A 16077-nucleotide genomic window follows, 5' to 3' on the forward strand; every position below is an offset into this window, starting at 1 on the left:
AAAATGGGCTCTGAAGCAAAAAACTTAACGATTAAATGTTAATTATTATTGTTTTTGTTTGCTTATTAAAATAAATATTTGTTAAATTTGGTCACAATATTAACATAACTCAAAAAAGATCACGCCTATAAAATAAAATTACTTTTTAGAAAAATTACTCCAAATTATTAAAACTAAAAAAGTAGTATTATGGCTGATCTGCATATTCCAGACGCTCTATTAGTAAAAAATTATGTTGAAGGCAGTGAAGCTGCTCTTGCAACATTAATAAAAAGGCACGAATCTAAGATATATGGATTTATATATTCTAAGATTGCTGATAGAGATATTTCAAATGATATTTTTCAAGACACTTTTATTAAAGTAATCAAAACTTTAAAAAGTAATTCCTATAACGAAGAAGGTAAATTTCTTCCTTGGGTAATGCGTATTTCACACAATTTAATTGTGGACCACTTTCGCAAAACCAAAAAAATGCCAATGTACAGAGAAACAGAGGAATTCTCAATCTTTTCCATCATGTCTGACGATTCATTAAATATCGAAAGCAGAATGATTGTAGATCAGGTTGAGGTCGATTTAAAAAGGCTGATCGAAGAACTTCCTGAAGATCAAAAAGAAGTCTTGGTTATGAGAATGTACCAGGATATGAGTTTTAAAGAAATCTCAGAATTAACCGATGTAAGTATCAATACAGCATTAGGAAGAATGCGTTATGCGCTTATGAATTTGAGAAAAATAATAGACAAACATCAAATTATTTTAACCAACTAATACTATTTTGAATATTAGTCCGTTATACTAGTATAAAACATTTACATAGTATGGCGAAAATTTACTCAAAAAAAGCATTAGCTTCTAAAGATTTGAAACCTAAAAAAGAAGTTGTTTCTTTTTTATTAAATTATTCACAAGCTTTAACAGTTGTGAAAATTGAAGATAAAAATTTTGAGATTATAGCTAATTAAACAGCCCGCTGCTTTGGTCGGATGTTTATTTCGAAAGAAAAACCAAATGGTCGTTTTGGTTGAAAGCTCACTATTTGTATGCAAATACAGGTAGTGAGTTTTTTTTTGCTTTAAATGCATAAATTTTACTCAGTTGAGACACATTCTGATGTGTATTTTTCCAATACAGATTTCTCCAATCACTTACTATATTTCTTCGCCTTGCCTTAAATGAGCCTGAAATATAATTTTGACTGAAAATTATATTTTTGTTAAAATTTAATATTTTTATTGAAAATATTTCTTTATTCAATAATTAATTTTATTTTAGTTAAAAAATAACCATTAATTCATAAAAATAGAAGAATTTTTCGTATTAAAACATTTGAATCACCCTAATTATGTTCAACCAATAACTAAAAATCTATGAAGAAAAACTACACTGCCTTATTTCGTTTTGTTTGTTATAATTCTTAGTGATATACTAAGAAGTTTGATTTTTATGAGAAATTAAATTTAGAGATGTATTACAATTTTAATCTCTGAATCTTAATTTTTAAGTAAACGCAGGCTGAAGTCCTAAACTATCATCTTTGCGGCAAAATTCACCCAAAAACCTAAAATCTATTTTAACAACCAACACCTAACCGAAATATGAAAACGAACCTAAAGATATTATCAATGCTGTTATTGATAAATGTCGCAGCATTTGCTCAAAAAGATCAAATAAAAGAAGCGCAGTCTTTATACGATAAAGGAAAAAGCGAGGAAGCATTGGCAGCTTTAAAAAAAATAGAATATTTGATCGTAAATGCATCCGATGAAGATAAATCTGATTTCTTTTATATAAAAGGAAATGTATGTAAAGATCTGGCTTCTAAAAATATAGATGCTGTAAATAACTTTGCTCAAGCTTCGAGCGCTTATCAGGATATCCTTTTGTATGAAAATGATTCTCGTAATTACAAGTACGCTTTCAAAGCAAATTTAGCTTTAAAAGGAATGAAATCTACACTTGTAGACGGGGCTTTTAAAGATTATAAAGCTGGAAATTACAAAGAAAGCGCGGGAAAAAGTTATGAAGTATATTTAATTGACAAAAAAGATACATTAAACTTGCTTAATGCGGCCGGGGCGGCTTTAACGGGTAAAGATTATGTCTCTGCAATTAAATATTACGAAGAATTGAGAAAAATAAACTATACCGGTAAAGGAATGGTTTACTACGCTACAAACAAAAAAACTAAAGAAGAAGAAGCTTTTATTTCTGTTAGTGCCAGAGAATCTAACATTCAGGCTGGTCTTTATGAAAAACCAAGAAATGTTTTGCCGCCATCTAAAAAAGAAGAAGTTTTAATCTCTTTGGCATTTTCTTATCTGGAAAGAAATGATTATGCAAATGCATTAAAATACTATGAAAGTGATCTGCAGTTAAATCCAAATTGTATGGACTGCTATATCAATCTTACTTATGTAAAAATGCAGCTCAAAAAAGAACTGGTTAACCAAATGGATCAGCTTGGTAATACTCCTAATGAACAAAAGGAGTATGAAAAATTAAGCGCTCAAAAAGATGATATTGTAAGAAGTACAATACCATACCTTCAAAAAGCCTTAACGATAGAACCTAAAAATCCGGATGTAATTAAATCACTTTTAGGAGTGTACAGATCGCTGGATATGATAAATGAATACAATGCCTTAAAAAGTGGCAGCGGTATGTAAAATAAATAAAGAAGCTGCTATACTTTCTTTTTAGCAGCTTCTTCTATTATAGATTTTTTACCAATTGTTCTGGTAATAATATCTTTTTCTAAACTCCAGCCTCTTGCAGGCGAATATTCACGTCCGTACCAAATAATCTGTAAATGAAGATCGTTCCACGTGTCTTTTGGAAACAATCTTTTAGCATCCTTTTCAGTCTGAACAACATTTTTTCCATTCGAAAGATTCCATCTGTGCATCAGTCTGTGAATATGCGTATCAACCGGAAAAGCTGGAACCCCAAAAGCCTGAGACATGACAACACTTGCTGTTTTATGTCCAACTGCCGGTAAAGCTTCAAGTGCTTCAAAACTCTGCGGAACTTCACCATTATGCTTTTCAATCAAAATTTCAGATAAACCATGAATTCCCTTAGATTTCATTGGCGACAAACCACACGGACGAATAATTTCCTTGATTTCTTCTATAGACATCTTCACCATATCATACGGATTATCAGCCTTGGCAAACAAAAGAGGTGTAATTTGGTTCACGCGGACATCTGTACATTGCGCCGAAAGTAAAACAGCAATTAATAAGGTATAAGGGTCTTTATGATCAAGAGGGACAGGTATAGTAGGGTAGAGTTCTTTTAACGTATTTATAACAAATTGTACGCGAGCTTCTTTATTCATTTCCGTAATTTTAAAGTGTAAAAATAGGGAATTATAAGTTATGAGTTATCTTTGTTTTTAAATCTAAAATCAACAATCTGAAATCTAAAATAAAAAATATGACAACATTAAAAGCAGGCGATAAAGCGCCAAATTTTTCAGGAACAGATCAGGATGGGAAAACACATAAACTGGCAGATTATGCCGGAAAAAAATTAGTAGTATTTTTTTATCCAAAAGCAAGTACGCCTGGATGTACCGCTGAAGCTTGCGATTTGAGAGATAATTTTGAGCGTTTTAAAGCCAATAATTATGAACTTTTAGGTGTAAGCGCCGATAGCCGGAAAGCACAGTCAAAATTTAAAGATAAATATGAATTTCCTTTTCCGTTAATTGCTGATGAAGATAAATCAGTAATCAATGCTTTTGGAGTTTGGGGACCAAAAAAATTCATGGGAAGAGAATATGACGGAATCCACAGAACCACTTTTGTAATCAACGAAAAAGGAATCATTGAAGAAGTAATCGAAAAAGTAAAAACAAAAGAACACGCAGCGCAGATTTTGAAATAGTTTTTTGTTTCAGGTTTCAAGTTTCAGGTTGTTTTGCGTGTAGTTTTACCGCAAAGCACGCTAAGAAAACGCAAAGTTCGCAAGCTTAATCAACACAAAGCTTTGCGAACTTTGCGCATTGTAAATACAATCTATATAAAAAAACCTTAGCGAACTTTGCGTTAAAAAAAATATTCAGTCCCAAAAACCTGAAACCTGAAACAAAGAAAACCTGAAACAAATAAAAAAATCCCAAATAAGGGACTTTTTCTTAAGTATTTTGCTCCAGTTCTTTTTGCGGATGATATCCAAAAAGATGATGCTCTTTTATAATTTCTGCAATACCCGGCGGAAGCATTGGTTCCCAGCCTTTTTTGCCTTGGTTGATCATTTTTAAAACTTCGCGGGAGAAAACTTCCAGATTATGCGGATCGTAATCTGTAATATCAATCACTTTTCCATTAAATTTAAAGAATTTGTACAATTCTTTCATTCTAGGATGAACTTTTAAGTTACTTGAATTCATCAATACGCCATCTTCGTCCAGCATTGGATAAAGGAAAACTTTCATATCCCGATAGAATAATTTTCCAAATGCTTCCAGAATTCCGCCGCTTAAATGACGGTAATATTTCTCATCAAAAATATCTACAAGGTTGTTTACACCCATTGCTAATCCCATACGGGCTTTAGTATAATTGGCAAAATATTCAACTACTTTGTAATATTCCTGGAAGTTCGAAATCATAACCGTCTGACCAAGCGAACAAAGTAATTCGGCCCTGTCCATAAAGTCGCGCTCATCGATTTCTCCGTCAGAACGTAAATTCGAAAGCGTAATTTCAAAAACTACTAACGTATTATCTTTTTCAACTTTATTTTCTTCAAGGAACATTTTCAACGATTTCTCATACATGTCCATATTTACTTTCGTAACCGGACGAAAACTTCCTCTTAAAGCCAAAAGGTTTTTTTTGTATAAAATAGCAGCCGGAAGAATATTTTTCCCTTCAGGATTAAACATTACGGCATCTGTCATTCCATTTTTAACCAGCTGTAAACTCATCAAGCGATTGTCTACATCAGCAAAACGCGGGCCTGAAAAGTTAATCGTATCAATCTCTAACTGATCTTTGTCTAAATGGTCGTATAAATAACGCAGTAAACGTTTTGGGTCATTATATTTATAGAAAGCACCGTAAATTAAATTTACACCTAAAATTCCAAGTGTTTCTTGTTGTAGTCTGGCATCGGTTTCTTTAAAACGAATGTGAAGTATAATTTCGTTGTAAGCTTCGTCTGGTTCAATCTGATATCTAATTCCAACCCAGCCGTGTCCTTTAAATTGTTTCGCAAAATCTATGGTTGCTACCGTATTAGCGTAGCTGAAGAAAAGTTTATTTGGGTGTTTTTCTCTGCTCAAACGTTCTTCGATCAATTCCCCTTCAAATGTGAGCATTTTTTTTAGTCGGTTTTCAGTAACATATCTTCCGTCACTTTCAACTCCGTAAACAGCATCACTAAAATCTTTGTCATAAGCTGACATCGCTTTTGCAATAGTTCCTGAAGAACCTCCAGACCTGAAAAAATGTCTAACTGTCTCTTGTCCAGCACCAATTTCAGCAAATGTTCCGTAAATATTCTCGTTTAAATTAATGCGTAAAGCTTTGTCTTTTATAGAAGGAATCTGTTCGATGACCTTGTCACCTTTGAGTTTTATTTCTGTACCCATTTTATTTTAAATAGATTTGTTACAAAGTTAGTAAATTAGGGTTCTAATGAAAGAGAAATAATCCTATTTTTGTAAAAAAATTAAGTTCAATTGAAGGTCTATTTTTTAGGTACTGGTACTTCTCAAGGCATTCCGATTATCGGAGTTGATCATCCTGTTTGCAAAAGCACTGACGCTAAGGACAAAAGGCTCCGTGTATCCATCTGGATTACATGGGATGAGCATTCATTTGTAATCGATTGCGGTCCCGATTTCAGACAGCAGATGCTTTCCTGCGGATGCCGTAAACTTGATGCCATCTTATTCACGCACGAACATGCAGATCACACGGCAGGATTAGATGATATTCGTCCGTATAATTTCAGACAAGGCGAAATCCCAATTTACGGACATGAACGTGTACTCGATAATTTAAGACGCCGTTTTGATTATGTTTTTGAAACCGTAAATAAATATCCGGGTGCCCCAAGTGTAAAAACCATTGAAGTCAAAAACAATGAATCTTTTGCTGCTGGTGATAAAATAGCAATTCCAATAAACGTTATGCATGGTGATTTGCAGGTTTTTGGATATAGAATCGATGATTTTGCCTATCTAACCGATGTAAAAACAATCGAACAAACGGAGATCGATAAACTTAAAGACTTAAAAGTTTTGGTTGTAAATGCTTTGCGCGTTGAACCTCATGATACACATTTTAACCTGCAGGAAGCGCTTGATTTTATCAATCTTGTAAAACCTGAAAAAGCTTATTTAACGCACATCAGCCATGTTTTAGGTTTTCACGAAGAAGTGCAGAAACAACTTCCTGAAAACGTTTTTCTGGCTTACGATAATTTAGAAATTACAATTTAATTATACCACAAAATGAAAAAATCCTTAATGCTTTACCTTTTTATCCTTGCGATATTAATGAATGTTTTTACTTATATGTTTTACAGCCGTGAAGTGAAATTTGGTGAAGAAAGATATGAGAAAACAACTAAAAAGCTAAGAGACAGTATTAATTTAGTATCGGCTAAATTAGCCGATGCAGATTATTTTTCTTTAGAACACAATGAAAATGCGCAAAACTATTTTGATAACAGTGCTTCTGGAGGAAAAGTAATTTTATTTGAAAAACTAATTCCGGTTGTAACAGAAAAATTATTAGATTTCAATTCAAATCCAAAAGGAAACCCATACACAGGGCAAGATCAGATAGGCCCAAATAAATTTATCATCAATAAAGTAAAAATTTTAAACCACCGCTGGATCATTGCAGATTATAGTAATGGTGAATTATGGGGAGAAGTCTTGTTAAAATACTTTGTTGATAACAATGATAATATTACCTTTGAAGTAAATCAAACTTGGTTATATCAAAAATAGGATTATAAAATCCTTTTTTTTTTGACTAATAATTAAAAATGAGGATTATGAAAAAAATGTTTTTGTTTATGATTATTGCAGCTGTGACATTTTCTTGCGCAAAAAAAGTTTCACAGGAAAGCACAGTTGTTAAAGAACCGCAGGAAAAGAAATTAGTTGGAGGAGATTCTGACGCACACGGATGCAAAGGTTCTGCAGGTTATACCTGGTCAACTCTAAAAAAAGAATGTATCCGAATTTTTGAAGGAACAAAACTAACGCATACAGAAGAAACAGGTAAAACTTATACAACCGCTGCCTACGTAATTTTTGATGGAAATAAAGCCGAACTTTTTCTGGATACGCAAAAAGAATCTATTATTTTAGAAAGAAAATCAGAAGGAGATTCGTGGAATAAAGATGACTATCAATTAATTCCCTGGAAAGGCTATGTCCTGAAAAAAGACGGGAAGATTATTTATACAGGAGAGTAGTTTAGTGTTCAGTGTTCAGTTTTTTAGTATTCAGTTGCAGTTTACAGTTATAGTTCGAAACTGAATACTAAAAAACTGAACACTGAATACTAAAATAAACTAGTTCTTTTTTTTAATCTCGTTCATTCTTAAATTTATAAAGGCTAAAATCTGTCTGCCAAATAACATTGATGGTTTTTCTATCAAGATAAATGAAATATAAGCAATCAGGATTGATACAATAGAAGCTATTAGGAAATGGAATCCAGCATATATTTTTCCGAAAATAAAATAAACTATTTGCTGAATTAAAAAACCCCAAAGGTATATTCCGTACGAAATATCATGCTTAGGCTTAAAATTTAAAATAAATTTTCTGGAAGAAATAAAGATGATTAAGTTACAAAAAGCAATTATTAGAAATAGTTCTTCTGCAGGATTATTTTTAAATAGAAAGCATACAAGAAAAGACAGTATAACTATTGGTAAATTCATTACAAATTTGTTCTGATTTATTGCTAAAAAAGTACCATAAGCAAAAGAAAAAGGGAGATAATAAATTTCAGGATTGGTGCTTAGTCTGCTCAGAATAATATGAGTTGGTAAAAAACTTTCAATAAAAATTGCTATAAAAATAATATTGAAAATAATTGTTCTTTTGTTTTTAAAAAGCAAAAAAGCACACATTAAAAAAAAGTAACACCTTACTTCATAACGCAAACTCCACAAAGAGCCATTAACAATATCCTTATATAAATTATCACTAAAAACTCCTGTTAGTGTATATTTGGTTTGAAAAAGCAGGTTTCTTATTATATATTTAAAATTGTTTATGTCTGAAAAATATTTTGAAATGCTGACATTAGTAAAAACTGGTCCAATTATAAAGACAGTAATTAGTAAAAGAAACAGTAAAGCAGGCAAAATCCGAAACACCCTGGATATTGTAAAATATACAAAATTGTCATTTTTTAGGTAACTATTTGTGACAACTAATCCGCTTATAAAAAAGAAAAGTTTTACAGCAAGTGCACCAGAATAAGTTACAGGCAAAAAGAAACTTAAAGGATCTGTCCAATAAGGGGTTTCTCCATTTAATGGAATTGTATGTCCTACTATAACAATACAAGCTAATAAGATTCTAATTAAATCTAAATTGTTGTTTTCTTTGTTTAAAAACCAAGTTATTTTCATGGACTAAAATCCTTAAAATTAAAGAGCCAGCCAATTCCTGAAATCAAAGAAATTCTGTGGTGCAACGCCGTGACCAACAGGATATTCTTTGTAAGTAACCGGAATATTTAATTTTTCTAAAATTGCCGGAGTTTTTCTAGCCCATTCAATTGGAATAACCTGATCTACAGTTCCATGTGAAGCGAATATTTTTAAGTTTTTAAAGTCATTTTTCTCGAAACCATCTTTGATTATTTCTTCATTAAAATAACCGCTCATCGCCACAACTCTCTGAATTTTTTCAGGATAGGAAAGTGCTGTTGAATAGCTTAAAATGGAACCTTGGCTAAACCCAATCAAAGTTACATTGTTAGCATCAATAGGATAATTTGCTATCAATTCATCAATAAAAGCAGCGATTGTATCTCTTGAAGTTTTAGCCTGCTCGTTGTCTGAAAATTTATTCTGATCAGCATCAAAATTGATTGCGTACCAAGCATAAGCACCATATTGTAAATCATAAGGCGCTCTGGCCGAAATGATATAATAATTATCCGGAAGTTCAGAAGCAAACGAAAACAAATCGGCTTCGTTACTGCCATATCCATGTAATAAAAGCAATAACGGATTTTTATCTAAAATTACTTTTGGCTCTTGTATTTTATATTCTAAAGATAGATTCATTTTTTTAATGTTCAGTGTTCGGTTTTTAGTGTTCAGTTTCAAACTTTGACTAAGCTTGTTTATGTTATTATGAAAAATCTGTTTTTATCTGCGTTTTTGCTTGCAAATCTGCGTCATCCGTGTTCAAAATTTATACGCCGATAAAACAGATTCGCTAAAGCGAAAATGCTGATTTTAACGGATTTCTTTTTTGGAATTTAAACATTGAAATTTCCTAACCTATAGATTTAAACCATTTTTGAAACAGATTTCCAACTAAAGGAATTGGTCTCATCTGGCCTTGAATAGCGTTGAAAATTCCATAAGTCCAAAGAATTGAAATACAAATCCACATTGGGAAAGTGATTAAAAAACTGTCAAAATTACTGATTATAGCTCCGAAAGAAATAAAAGTCAGTGATAAACCTAAAGCCTGACGAATATGAAAAGACGCAAAACTGTTTTTGTTTTCAGAATTCATAGACATTGCAATCAAAACACCAATAATTAGGATATAACTTGTAATGGCGATTGATTTTCCTTCTTCGATTGTATTGTTCATTATATTATTTTGTAACAAGTTTATTTTTATTTAAAATTCCGTATATAGAACCTTTAAGTTCAGTTCCTAAAAAAGCAGAATTTTTAGATTTTGAAAGAATGTTCTCTTTCGTAAAAGTTGATTTTCCTTCTGGAGTAAATAAAGTAAAGTTTGCTTTAGCACCTTCAACAATTGTATTGTTTTCAAGACCAAAAACAGTTCTTCCTGAAGTCAATTTTGTAATTACAGTTTCTAGAGGTAAAACCGTTAATAATGCTCCAAAAGCACTTTCAAGACCTATAGTTCCGTTTTTAGCCGTATCAAATTCCATTTTCTTGAATTCAATATCAATCGGGTTATGGTCTGATGTAATTGTGTCGATAGTTCCGTCGGCAATTCCGTTTAGTAAAGCCTGTCTGTCAACTTCTGTGCGTAATGGCGGCGTAACTTTAAAACGAGTGTCAAAACCGTCTAGTTTTTCATCAGTTAAAACCAAATGATGTACAGAAACACTTGTCGTTACGTTTAGACCTTTTGCTTTTGCTTCTCTAATTAACTGAACTGATTTTGCTGTAGAAATCGTCGGGATATGAAGTTTCCCACCCGTATATTCCAATAAAAATAAGTTTCTTGATATTTGCAGTTCTTCAGCTAAATTCGGGATTCCTTTTAAACCTAATCTTGTCGAAACGATTCCTTCATTGGCAACTCCGTTTCCTTTTAGATTTGGATCTTGCGAATAAGTGATAACCAAACCATCAAAATCCTGAACATATTGCAATGCAATTTTTAGCAGATTAGCATTATCAATACTTCTGTTATAATCTCCAAAAGCAATTGCTCCGGCTTTTTTCATATCATAAAGCTCTGCCATGTCTTTTCCTTCGCTGGCTTTTGTTAAAGCACCAATTGGAAAAATTTCTGTAGCAAAACCATTTGCCTTATTTTTTACAAAATTGACCTGAGATTGATTGTCAATAATCGGGAAGGAGTTCGGCTGTAAAGCAATTGCTGTAAAACCGCTTTTTGCCGCAACATTTAATCCGTTTGCAATAGTTTCTCTGTCTTCATAACCTGGCTCGCCCAGCGAAACACTGCTGTCAAACCAGCCTTGAGAAACATGAAGATTGTCGAATCTTACTACTTCTGCATCATCATTTGGAAGAGAAACTCCTATTTTTTCAATTAAACCATCTGCAATTAAAAGATCAACGGTCTGGTTATGAAACGGACTTTTTGAGTCGATAATTTTGGCGCTTTTGATGATTATTTTCATATGTAGAGAAATTTATTTTTTATTTAAAGATTCCTGTATGTCATTTCGACGAAGGAGAAATCGCATCCAATTTTCCGCTCAGTGCGTTCTCAACATGTGCGATTTCTCCCTGCGGTCGAAATGACATACGAAAACGAACAGTTAGAAATCTACTTCACGAATTTTATAATCGCCATTTCTAATGCTAAAAATAACAGTGCAAAGATAACAAACCATTTCCAAATTTGGCTGTCAGTCCGCTCAGTTTGTAAGGTGTTAAAAATGGTCGAAATCGTATCGGCGGTTTTAAAATCAGAAACTACGTTTGTGTTTACCTGACTCAAATCGCTTTCGGTTCTTTTGTAATTAAAGCTCAAATTTTCAACCCATTCTTTTTTATCAAAAATGCTGTAATTTCCAGCTGTTTCCGGAAAATCATTAAACGTTAATTTGACTTTATTATTCAAAATCTGCTGAATCGGAATAAACGAATCTTCTGTTCCTTTTACCTCCAAAATAGCATCTTTTGTCAGCAAAACATCAACGAAATACGGCTGATTATTTCCAATAGTTAAAGCATTTACACCCGTTTTTTGATTGTTCTGCGCCATTTTATAAAACAACGGAACAATTAACGGCGATTGCTGAAAGTTTGAATTTACTGCATTTATTGGTGCCGAAAATACAGTAATTCCAGCCGTAGGATTTTGAATTGCCGTTACAAATGTACTTTGATCTTCATAAGATAAAACCGCCGGGTATGGACTCAAAATATCAAATGAACTGCTTGTTTTTGGATATTGAAAATTCGTAATTTTATTCTCGAAAACTCCTGAAAATAAAGGGTGATCGAAATTAATTTTGGTAATAAGTTTACTTTCTGTTTTAAGATTATTAAACTGAACCTTTCCAAAATTTCCTAAAAAGGAATTTAAATTTGAAATGGAACTTTTTTCAGAAGGAATTACAACCAAATTTCCGCCTTTAGAAACAAAGGCTTTTAAAGTCGTTTGCAAAGCCTGCGGAATTTCAACTAATTCGTTTAAGATTATTGTATTTTGTTTTTCTAAACTATTATAATCTAAAGAACTGATAGAGTAATTATTATAATTGAATTCGGCAGAAGTATAAATTCTCGACAAGAAATTACTTTTTTCAGGTTCGCCAATGCTGATTACGTTTGTTTTTTTGTTTTTAGAAATGCTGAAAAATAATTTGTTATCGTAAGTTAAACCATTGTCTTCAATAGAAACATAACCGTGAAAAGCTTCTTTTGGAATCGTAAAGCTGATTTTCTTTTTCTTAGTATCAAAATTAATGATTGTTTTGGCAATCAGTTTATTTTGATTGTACAAAGCAGTCGAAATAGGTTTAAAATCTTCACCATAACCGGATAAGTTTACACTTATTTCATAGAAATTTTCTAAAGTCTGATTGATGTAAACGCTGTCAATAGAAACGTTATTTTTTTGCTCGGCTTCGGGAATTATAAAATAGGTTTTTTCTTCAGTATCAATATTTTTAATATCATTTTCAGTTAAACCAACAACATCAGAAATAATAACAATATCTTTTTTATGTACTGATTTATGTGCTTTTACTTTTGCCATAATCGATGAAAGTTCAAATGGCACTGCGCTGTATTTTAGATTCTGTAAAGCACTTTTAGTCGATTTTATATCGGTATTCCAGTAATTTTCGGTATTTGTAAGCAGCGAAAATTGAGCAGTTTCGGGCGTGTTTTCAAGTAATTCCTGAACGGCACGTTTTAGCAATTCTCCTTTTTTGCCTTTTGCCTGCATACTAAACGAATTGTCTAAAATAATATACATTTCGTTTGATGCATTTTTACTGTCTTTGGCTTCAAAAAATGGCTGTGCAAAAGCTGTAATGGCGCAAGTAAGTAATAAAAGGCGTGTGGCAAGCAATAATCGTTTTTTGATTTTAGAACTTTTACGAGTCTGAATTGCCAGTTCTTTTAGGAAACGAACATTGGTAAAATAAGAGGTTTTAAATCGTCGTAATTGAAATAAATGAACCAAAATTGGAACAATCAATAAAAAAAGAAAGTATAGAATTTCGGGATGTTTAAAATGCATTCTGGCTTCGATTTACTTCGCTACGTTTTATTTTTCGCGAAGATACTGGTCAAAAATACAAATTTTTAATTAAACCATAGAGGCAATATTTAGTTAAACCATATAAGTTATATGAGAGATTATAAGCAGGAGTTAATATGTTTTAATTAAATGAACTTATATAACTTATATGGTAGAAATCCTTTTTGAAAAATGTAACTTTTCTGACTTTATTTGTAATGATCTAAAAGATATTATTGCTTATTTTAGCGTATTCAAAAAAACAAACTATGAAAAAAATATATCTAGTATTATTTTCAGCTTTGGCAGTCACAACTGTTGAAGCCCAAAATAAATTTAACCTGTTAGTTGGAACTTATACTAATACATGCCAGAGCAACGGAATTTACGTTTATGAATTTGATGCAAATTCAGGTGAGTTTAAACTTAAAAATTCTTCTGAAAATGTTGTGAGTCCTAGTTATTTATCGGTTTCTGCTGATAATAAATTTATTTATGCGGTAAATGAGAATGGAACACAAAGTACGGTAAGTGCATTTGGATATGATTCTGCATCAGGAAAAATTAATTTTTTGAATAAAAATGATGCATTGGGAGCAGATCCTTGTCATTTAATAAATGATGATAAAAATGTAATTGCTGCCAATTATTCCGGAGGTAATATCGTTGTTTATAAAAAGAATACTGATGGAAGCATTTCTGAAGTACAGCAATTGATTCAGCATGAAGGAAAAGGATCTAATGCAGCACGTCAGGAAAAGGCGCACGTACATATGGTGGTTTTTTCTCCAGATAAAAAGTTTGTGCTTTCTAATGATTTAGGTTTAGATAAAGTTTTTATTTACAAATACAATCCAACTTCTAAAAATGAAATTCTGACTTTAAAAGGCAGTGTTGATGTAAAACCGGGAAGCGGCCCAAGACATTTAACTTTTAGTAAAGATGGTAAATTTGTTTATTTAGTTCAGGAATTAGATGGTACGCTGACAACTTTTAGCTACAATAAAACCGGAAGTTTAAAAGTAATTGCCGAAACCAGTATTTTACCTAAAAGCTTTAAAGGCGGAACGAGCGCAGCGGCTATTAAAATCTCACCAGACGGAAATTTTTTATATGTTTCTGATCGTGCAGATGCTAATGCTGTTTCAGTATATAAAATTCTTAAAAATGGAAATATAGAATTAGTAGAGCAGCAAAGTACTTTAGGAAAAGGCCCAAGAGATTTTGCCATTGACCCAACAGGAAATTACCTTTTAGTTGGTCATCAATATACTAACGATATTGTTATTTTTAAAAGAGATATCGCAACAGGAAAAATTACAGATACAGGAAAAAGAATTCAATTGTGTTCGCCTGTGGGGCTTGTATTTACGAAAATTTAGTTTTTTAAAAAGGTTCAAAGAGACAAAGGTTCAGAGATACAAAGGTTTGAACTAGAGCAAAAGGCTCAAAAGAAAATTAAATTTTCTTTTGAGCCTTTTTATACTTTGTCTCTTTGTTTCTTTGAACCTTTGTCTCTTACAAAGAAACTATTTGTTGTTATCTTTCCTCTTTTTATCTCTCGTTTTCAGCATATTTCGATTGACAGAACCGTGAGTTTTCTTTTTTGTTTTTGAAGGGCCTCCTAAATTGACTTTTTTATTCTTTTTAGATTTTTCGTGAAAAGCTCCGTCTCCTTCGAGTTTTACTTTTTTCATTAAAAACTTAATAGGCTGTTTGTCTTTTTCAGGCTCGATTAATTTTGATGAAACTTCAACTTCTTCAGGAAAATCAGTGATATCCAGTTCCTGGTTCATTAAAACTTCGACTTCAATTTTAAATTCCTCTTCTCTTGGTGTTACAAAGCTAATTGCTGTTCCTGTAGCATCTGCACGACCTGTACGACCAATTCTGTGCATGTATAATTCAGGTTCTTCTGGAAGTTCAAAGTTAATTACGTGCGAGATATTAGAAATATCTAAACCTCTTGCCATAATATCGGTTGTGATTAAACCGCGAAGATTTCCTTCCTGAAATTCTGCCATGGTACTCAAACGATAATTTTGAGATTTATTCGAGTGAATTACACCAAATTGTCCTTCAAAATCTTCTTCAATGCGAGTATGTAGCATATCTGAAATCTTTTTATTGTTTACAAAAACCAAAACACGATCCATGCTTTCGTCATTCTGCAATAAATGTTTCAGCAAGTTTACTTTTGTATTGAAGTTTGGAACGTTGTATGTAATCTGCGTAATTTTTTCAAGCGGCGTTCCCGATGCTGCAAGGGTAACTTCTTCTGGAAAATCAAAATAATCGTTTAATATATCATCAACTTCATCAGTCATTGTTGCAGAGAATAATATATTTTGACGTTTAGTTTTCATCATCGCCAAAAGTGAAGTCAGCTGTGGTCTGAAACCAAGGTTAAGCATTTCGTCAAATTCGTCGATTACTAATTTTTGAGTTTCATCAAAACGAACAACAGCATCAAGTGCTAAATCCATTGTACGACCCGGAGTTCCGACTAAAATATCGACACCTTCGTAAACGGCTTTTTTTTGTGTATTGATGTTTACACCTCCATAAATACCCAATGTTTTAACCGACATATAGGTGGTTAATTTTTCTACTTCTTCTACAACCTGAACTACTAATTCGCGGGTTGGAACCAGAATTACGATTTTTGGCGTATTGGTATTGGTGAATTTGTAAAGTTTTAAAAGAGGCAGTAAATAGGCAAATGTTTTACCGGTTCCGGTTTGCGCAATTCCCATCATATCGCGTCCAGACATGATTACAGAGAAAGATTTTTCCTGAATAGGAGTAGGCGTAACAAAGCCTAATTCGTCAACAGCTTTTTGTAATGATTTTGGGAGATTGAATTTTTCGAAAGTGCTCATTTGCATTAAATTTTGTGCAAATGTACATTAAAA

General features: G+C 32.3%; 16 protein-coding genes. 8 read left to right on the plus strand and 8 right to left on the minus strand.

What is annotated here, in order from left to right:
- Nucleotides 1–189: 189 nt before the first annotated feature.
- The 3 genes from AABD74_RS12420 to AABD74_RS12430 all read left to right on the plus strand — a co-directional run bounded on the left by AABD74_RS12420 (nt 190) and on the right by AABD74_RS12430 (nt 2672).
- Entirely contained in the window at nt 190–774 is a 585-nt protein-coding gene (locus AABD74_RS12420; protein WP_406843069.1) for an RNA polymerase sigma factor, read from the plus strand.
- Between the two features lie 50 nt (nt 775–824).
- Nucleotides 825–968, plus strand: coding sequence for a hypothetical protein (locus AABD74_RS12425; RefSeq protein ID WP_406843070.1), 144 nt, complete (start codon nt 825–827; stop codon nt 966–968).
- Nucleotides 969–1601: 633 nt separating this feature from the next.
- Nucleotides 1602–2672 carry a hypothetical protein gene (locus AABD74_RS12430; RefSeq protein ID WP_406843071.1) on the plus strand — a complete coding sequence of 357 codons (1071 nt, stop codon included), beginning with the start codon at nt 1602–1604 and terminating at the stop codon, nt 2670–2672.
- Nucleotides 2673–2689: 17 nt separating this feature from the next.
- On the opposite strand, the gene nth is transcribed toward AABD74_RS12430, so the two are convergent.
- Nucleotides 2690–3346 (minus strand): endonuclease III, encoded by a 657-nt coding sequence (gene nth / locus AABD74_RS12435; protein ID WP_232681469.1) that lies wholly within the window; start codon nt 3344–3346, stop codon nt 2690–2692.
- A gap of 98 nt (nt 3347–3444) precedes the next feature.
- On the opposite strand from nth, the gene bcp reads away from it, so the two are divergent.
- Entirely contained in the window at nt 3445–3897 is a 453-nt protein-coding gene (gene bcp, locus AABD74_RS12440) for a thioredoxin-dependent thiol peroxidase (RefSeq protein ID WP_406843072.1), read from the plus strand.
- Between the two features lie 250 nt (nt 3898–4147).
- Here bcp and AABD74_RS12445 read toward each other — a convergent pair whose 3' ends face one another.
- Nucleotides 4148–5608 carry a TonB-dependent receptor gene (locus AABD74_RS12445; RefSeq protein WP_232682780.1) on the minus strand — a complete coding sequence of 487 codons (1461 nt, stop codon included), beginning with the start codon at nt 5606–5608 and terminating at the stop codon, nt 4148–4150.
- Between the two features lie 90 nt (nt 5609–5698).
- Here AABD74_RS12445 and AABD74_RS12450 point away from each other — a divergent pair, with 90 nt between their 5' ends.
- From AABD74_RS12450 to AABD74_RS12460, 3 genes are read left to right on the plus strand one after another with little or no spacing between them, the layout of a single operon-like run.
- The gene (locus AABD74_RS12450) at nt 5699–6463 is read left to right on the plus strand and encodes an MBL fold metallo-hydrolase (RefSeq protein WP_232682781.1); all 765 of its coding nucleotides are present in this window, start codon (nt 5699–5701) and stop codon (nt 6461–6463) included.
- A 12-nt stretch (nt 6464–6475) separates the two neighbouring features.
- Nucleotides 6476–6979, plus strand: a complete 504-nt coding sequence (locus tag AABD74_RS12455; RefSeq protein WP_232682782.1) for a hypothetical protein — start codon at nt 6476–6478, stop codon at nt 6977–6979.
- A 47-nt stretch (nt 6980–7026) separates the two neighbouring features.
- Nucleotides 7027–7452 (plus strand): hypothetical protein, encoded by a 426-nt coding sequence (locus AABD74_RS12460; RefSeq protein ID WP_406843073.1) that lies wholly within the window; start codon nt 7027–7029, stop codon nt 7450–7452.
- A 99-nt stretch (nt 7453–7551) separates the two neighbouring features.
- Here AABD74_RS12460 and AABD74_RS12465 read toward each other — a convergent pair whose 3' ends face one another.
- The 5 genes from AABD74_RS12465 to AABD74_RS12485 all read right to left on the minus strand — a co-directional run bounded on the left by AABD74_RS12465 (nt 7552) and on the right by AABD74_RS12485 (nt 13162).
- Nucleotides 7552–8625, minus strand: a complete 1074-nt coding sequence (locus tag AABD74_RS12465; protein ID WP_406843074.1) for an acyltransferase family protein — start codon at nt 8623–8625, stop codon at nt 7552–7554.
- Nucleotides 8626–8643: 18 nt separating this feature from the next.
- On the minus strand, nt 8644–9288 hold the full coding sequence (locus AABD74_RS12470; RefSeq protein WP_232682785.1) for an alpha/beta hydrolase: 645 nt from the start codon (nt 9286–9288) through the stop codon (nt 8644–8646).
- 214 nt (nt 9289–9502) lie between these two features.
- Nucleotides 9503–9829: a hypothetical protein gene (locus AABD74_RS12475; protein WP_232682786.1), complete on the minus strand. Its 327-nt coding sequence runs from the start codon at nt 9827–9829 to the stop codon at nt 9503–9505.
- 4 nt (nt 9830–9833) lie between these two features.
- Complete coding sequence (locus tag AABD74_RS12480) at nt 9834–11084, minus strand: dihydroorotase (protein WP_406843075.1); 1251 nt, start codon at nt 11082–11084, stop codon at nt 9834–9836.
- Between the two features lie 149 nt (nt 11085–11233).
- Nucleotides 11234–13162 (minus strand): BatA domain-containing protein, encoded by a 1929-nt coding sequence (locus AABD74_RS12485; RefSeq protein ID WP_406843076.1) that lies wholly within the window; start codon nt 13160–13162, stop codon nt 11234–11236.
- Nucleotides 13163–13431: 269 nt separating this feature from the next.
- Between AABD74_RS12485 and AABD74_RS12490 the strand changes: the two genes are divergently transcribed.
- Nucleotides 13432–14544 (plus strand): lactonase family protein, encoded by a 1113-nt coding sequence (locus AABD74_RS12490; RefSeq protein WP_406843077.1) that lies wholly within the window; start codon nt 13432–13434, stop codon nt 14542–14544.
- 147 nt (nt 14545–14691) lie between these two features.
- Here AABD74_RS12490 and AABD74_RS12495 read toward each other — a convergent pair whose 3' ends face one another.
- Entirely contained in the window at nt 14692–16044 is a 1353-nt protein-coding gene (locus AABD74_RS12495; RefSeq protein ID WP_406843078.1) for a DEAD/DEAH box helicase, read from the minus strand.
- Nucleotides 16045–16077 lie beyond the last annotated feature (33 nt).

Origin of the sequence: Flavobacterium soyae (genome assembly GCF_045348165.1) — a bacterium.
GTDB lineage: Bacteria > Bacteroidota > Bacteroidia > Flavobacteriales > Flavobacteriaceae > Flavobacterium > Flavobacterium soyae.

Excerpts from the sequence above, each read along its gene's own strand:
- AABD74_RS12485 (WP_406843076.1), bottom strand. The coding sequence starts at position 13,162 with ATGCATTTTAAACATCCCGAAATTCTATACTTTCTTTTTTTATTGATT.
- AABD74_RS12420 (WP_406843069.1), top strand. The coding sequence starts at position 190 with ATGGCTGATCTGCATATTCCAGACGCTCTATTAGTAAAAAATTATGTT.
- AABD74_RS12495 (WP_406843078.1), bottom strand. The coding sequence starts at position 16,044 with ATGAGCACTTTCGAAAAATTCAATCTCCCAAAATCATTACAAAAAGCT.
- AABD74_RS12470 (WP_232682785.1), bottom strand. The coding sequence starts at position 9,288 with ATGAATCTATCTTTAGAATATAAAATACAAGAGCCAAAAGTAATTTTA.
- AABD74_RS12490 (WP_406843077.1), top strand. The coding sequence starts at position 13,432 with ATGAAAAAAATATATCTAGTATTATTTTCAGCTTTGGCAGTCACAACT.
- AABD74_RS12460 (WP_406843073.1), top strand. The coding sequence starts at position 7,027 with ATGAAAAAAATGTTTTTGTTTATGATTATTGCAGCTGTGACATTTTCT.
- nth (WP_232681469.1), bottom strand. The coding sequence starts at position 3,346 with ATGAATAAAGAAGCTCGCGTACAATTTGTTATAAATACGTTAAAAGAA.
- AABD74_RS12480 (WP_406843075.1), bottom strand. The coding sequence starts at position 11,084 with ATGAAAATAATCATCAAAAGCGCCAAAATTATCGACTCAAAAAGTCCG.
- AABD74_RS12445 (WP_232682780.1), bottom strand. The coding sequence starts at position 5,608 with ATGGGTACAGAAATAAAACTCAAAGGTGACAAGGTCATCGAACAGATT.
- AABD74_RS12455 (WP_232682782.1), top strand. The coding sequence starts at position 6,476 with ATGAAAAAATCCTTAATGCTTTACCTTTTTATCCTTGCGATATTAATG.
- AABD74_RS12430 (WP_406843071.1), top strand. The coding sequence starts at position 1,602 with ATGAAAACGAACCTAAAGATATTATCAATGCTGTTATTGATAAATGTC.
- AABD74_RS12465 (WP_406843074.1), bottom strand. The coding sequence starts at position 8,625 with ATGAAAATAACTTGGTTTTTAAACAAAGAAAACAACAATTTAGATTTA.
- AABD74_RS12425 (WP_406843070.1), top strand. The coding sequence starts at position 825 with ATGGCGAAAATTTACTCAAAAAAAGCATTAGCTTCTAAAGATTTGAAA.
- bcp (WP_406843072.1), top strand. The coding sequence starts at position 3,445 with ATGACAACATTAAAAGCAGGCGATAAAGCGCCAAATTTTTCAGGAACA.
- AABD74_RS12475 (WP_232682786.1), bottom strand. The coding sequence starts at position 9,829 with ATGAACAATACAATCGAAGAAGGAAAATCAATCGCCATTACAAGTTAT.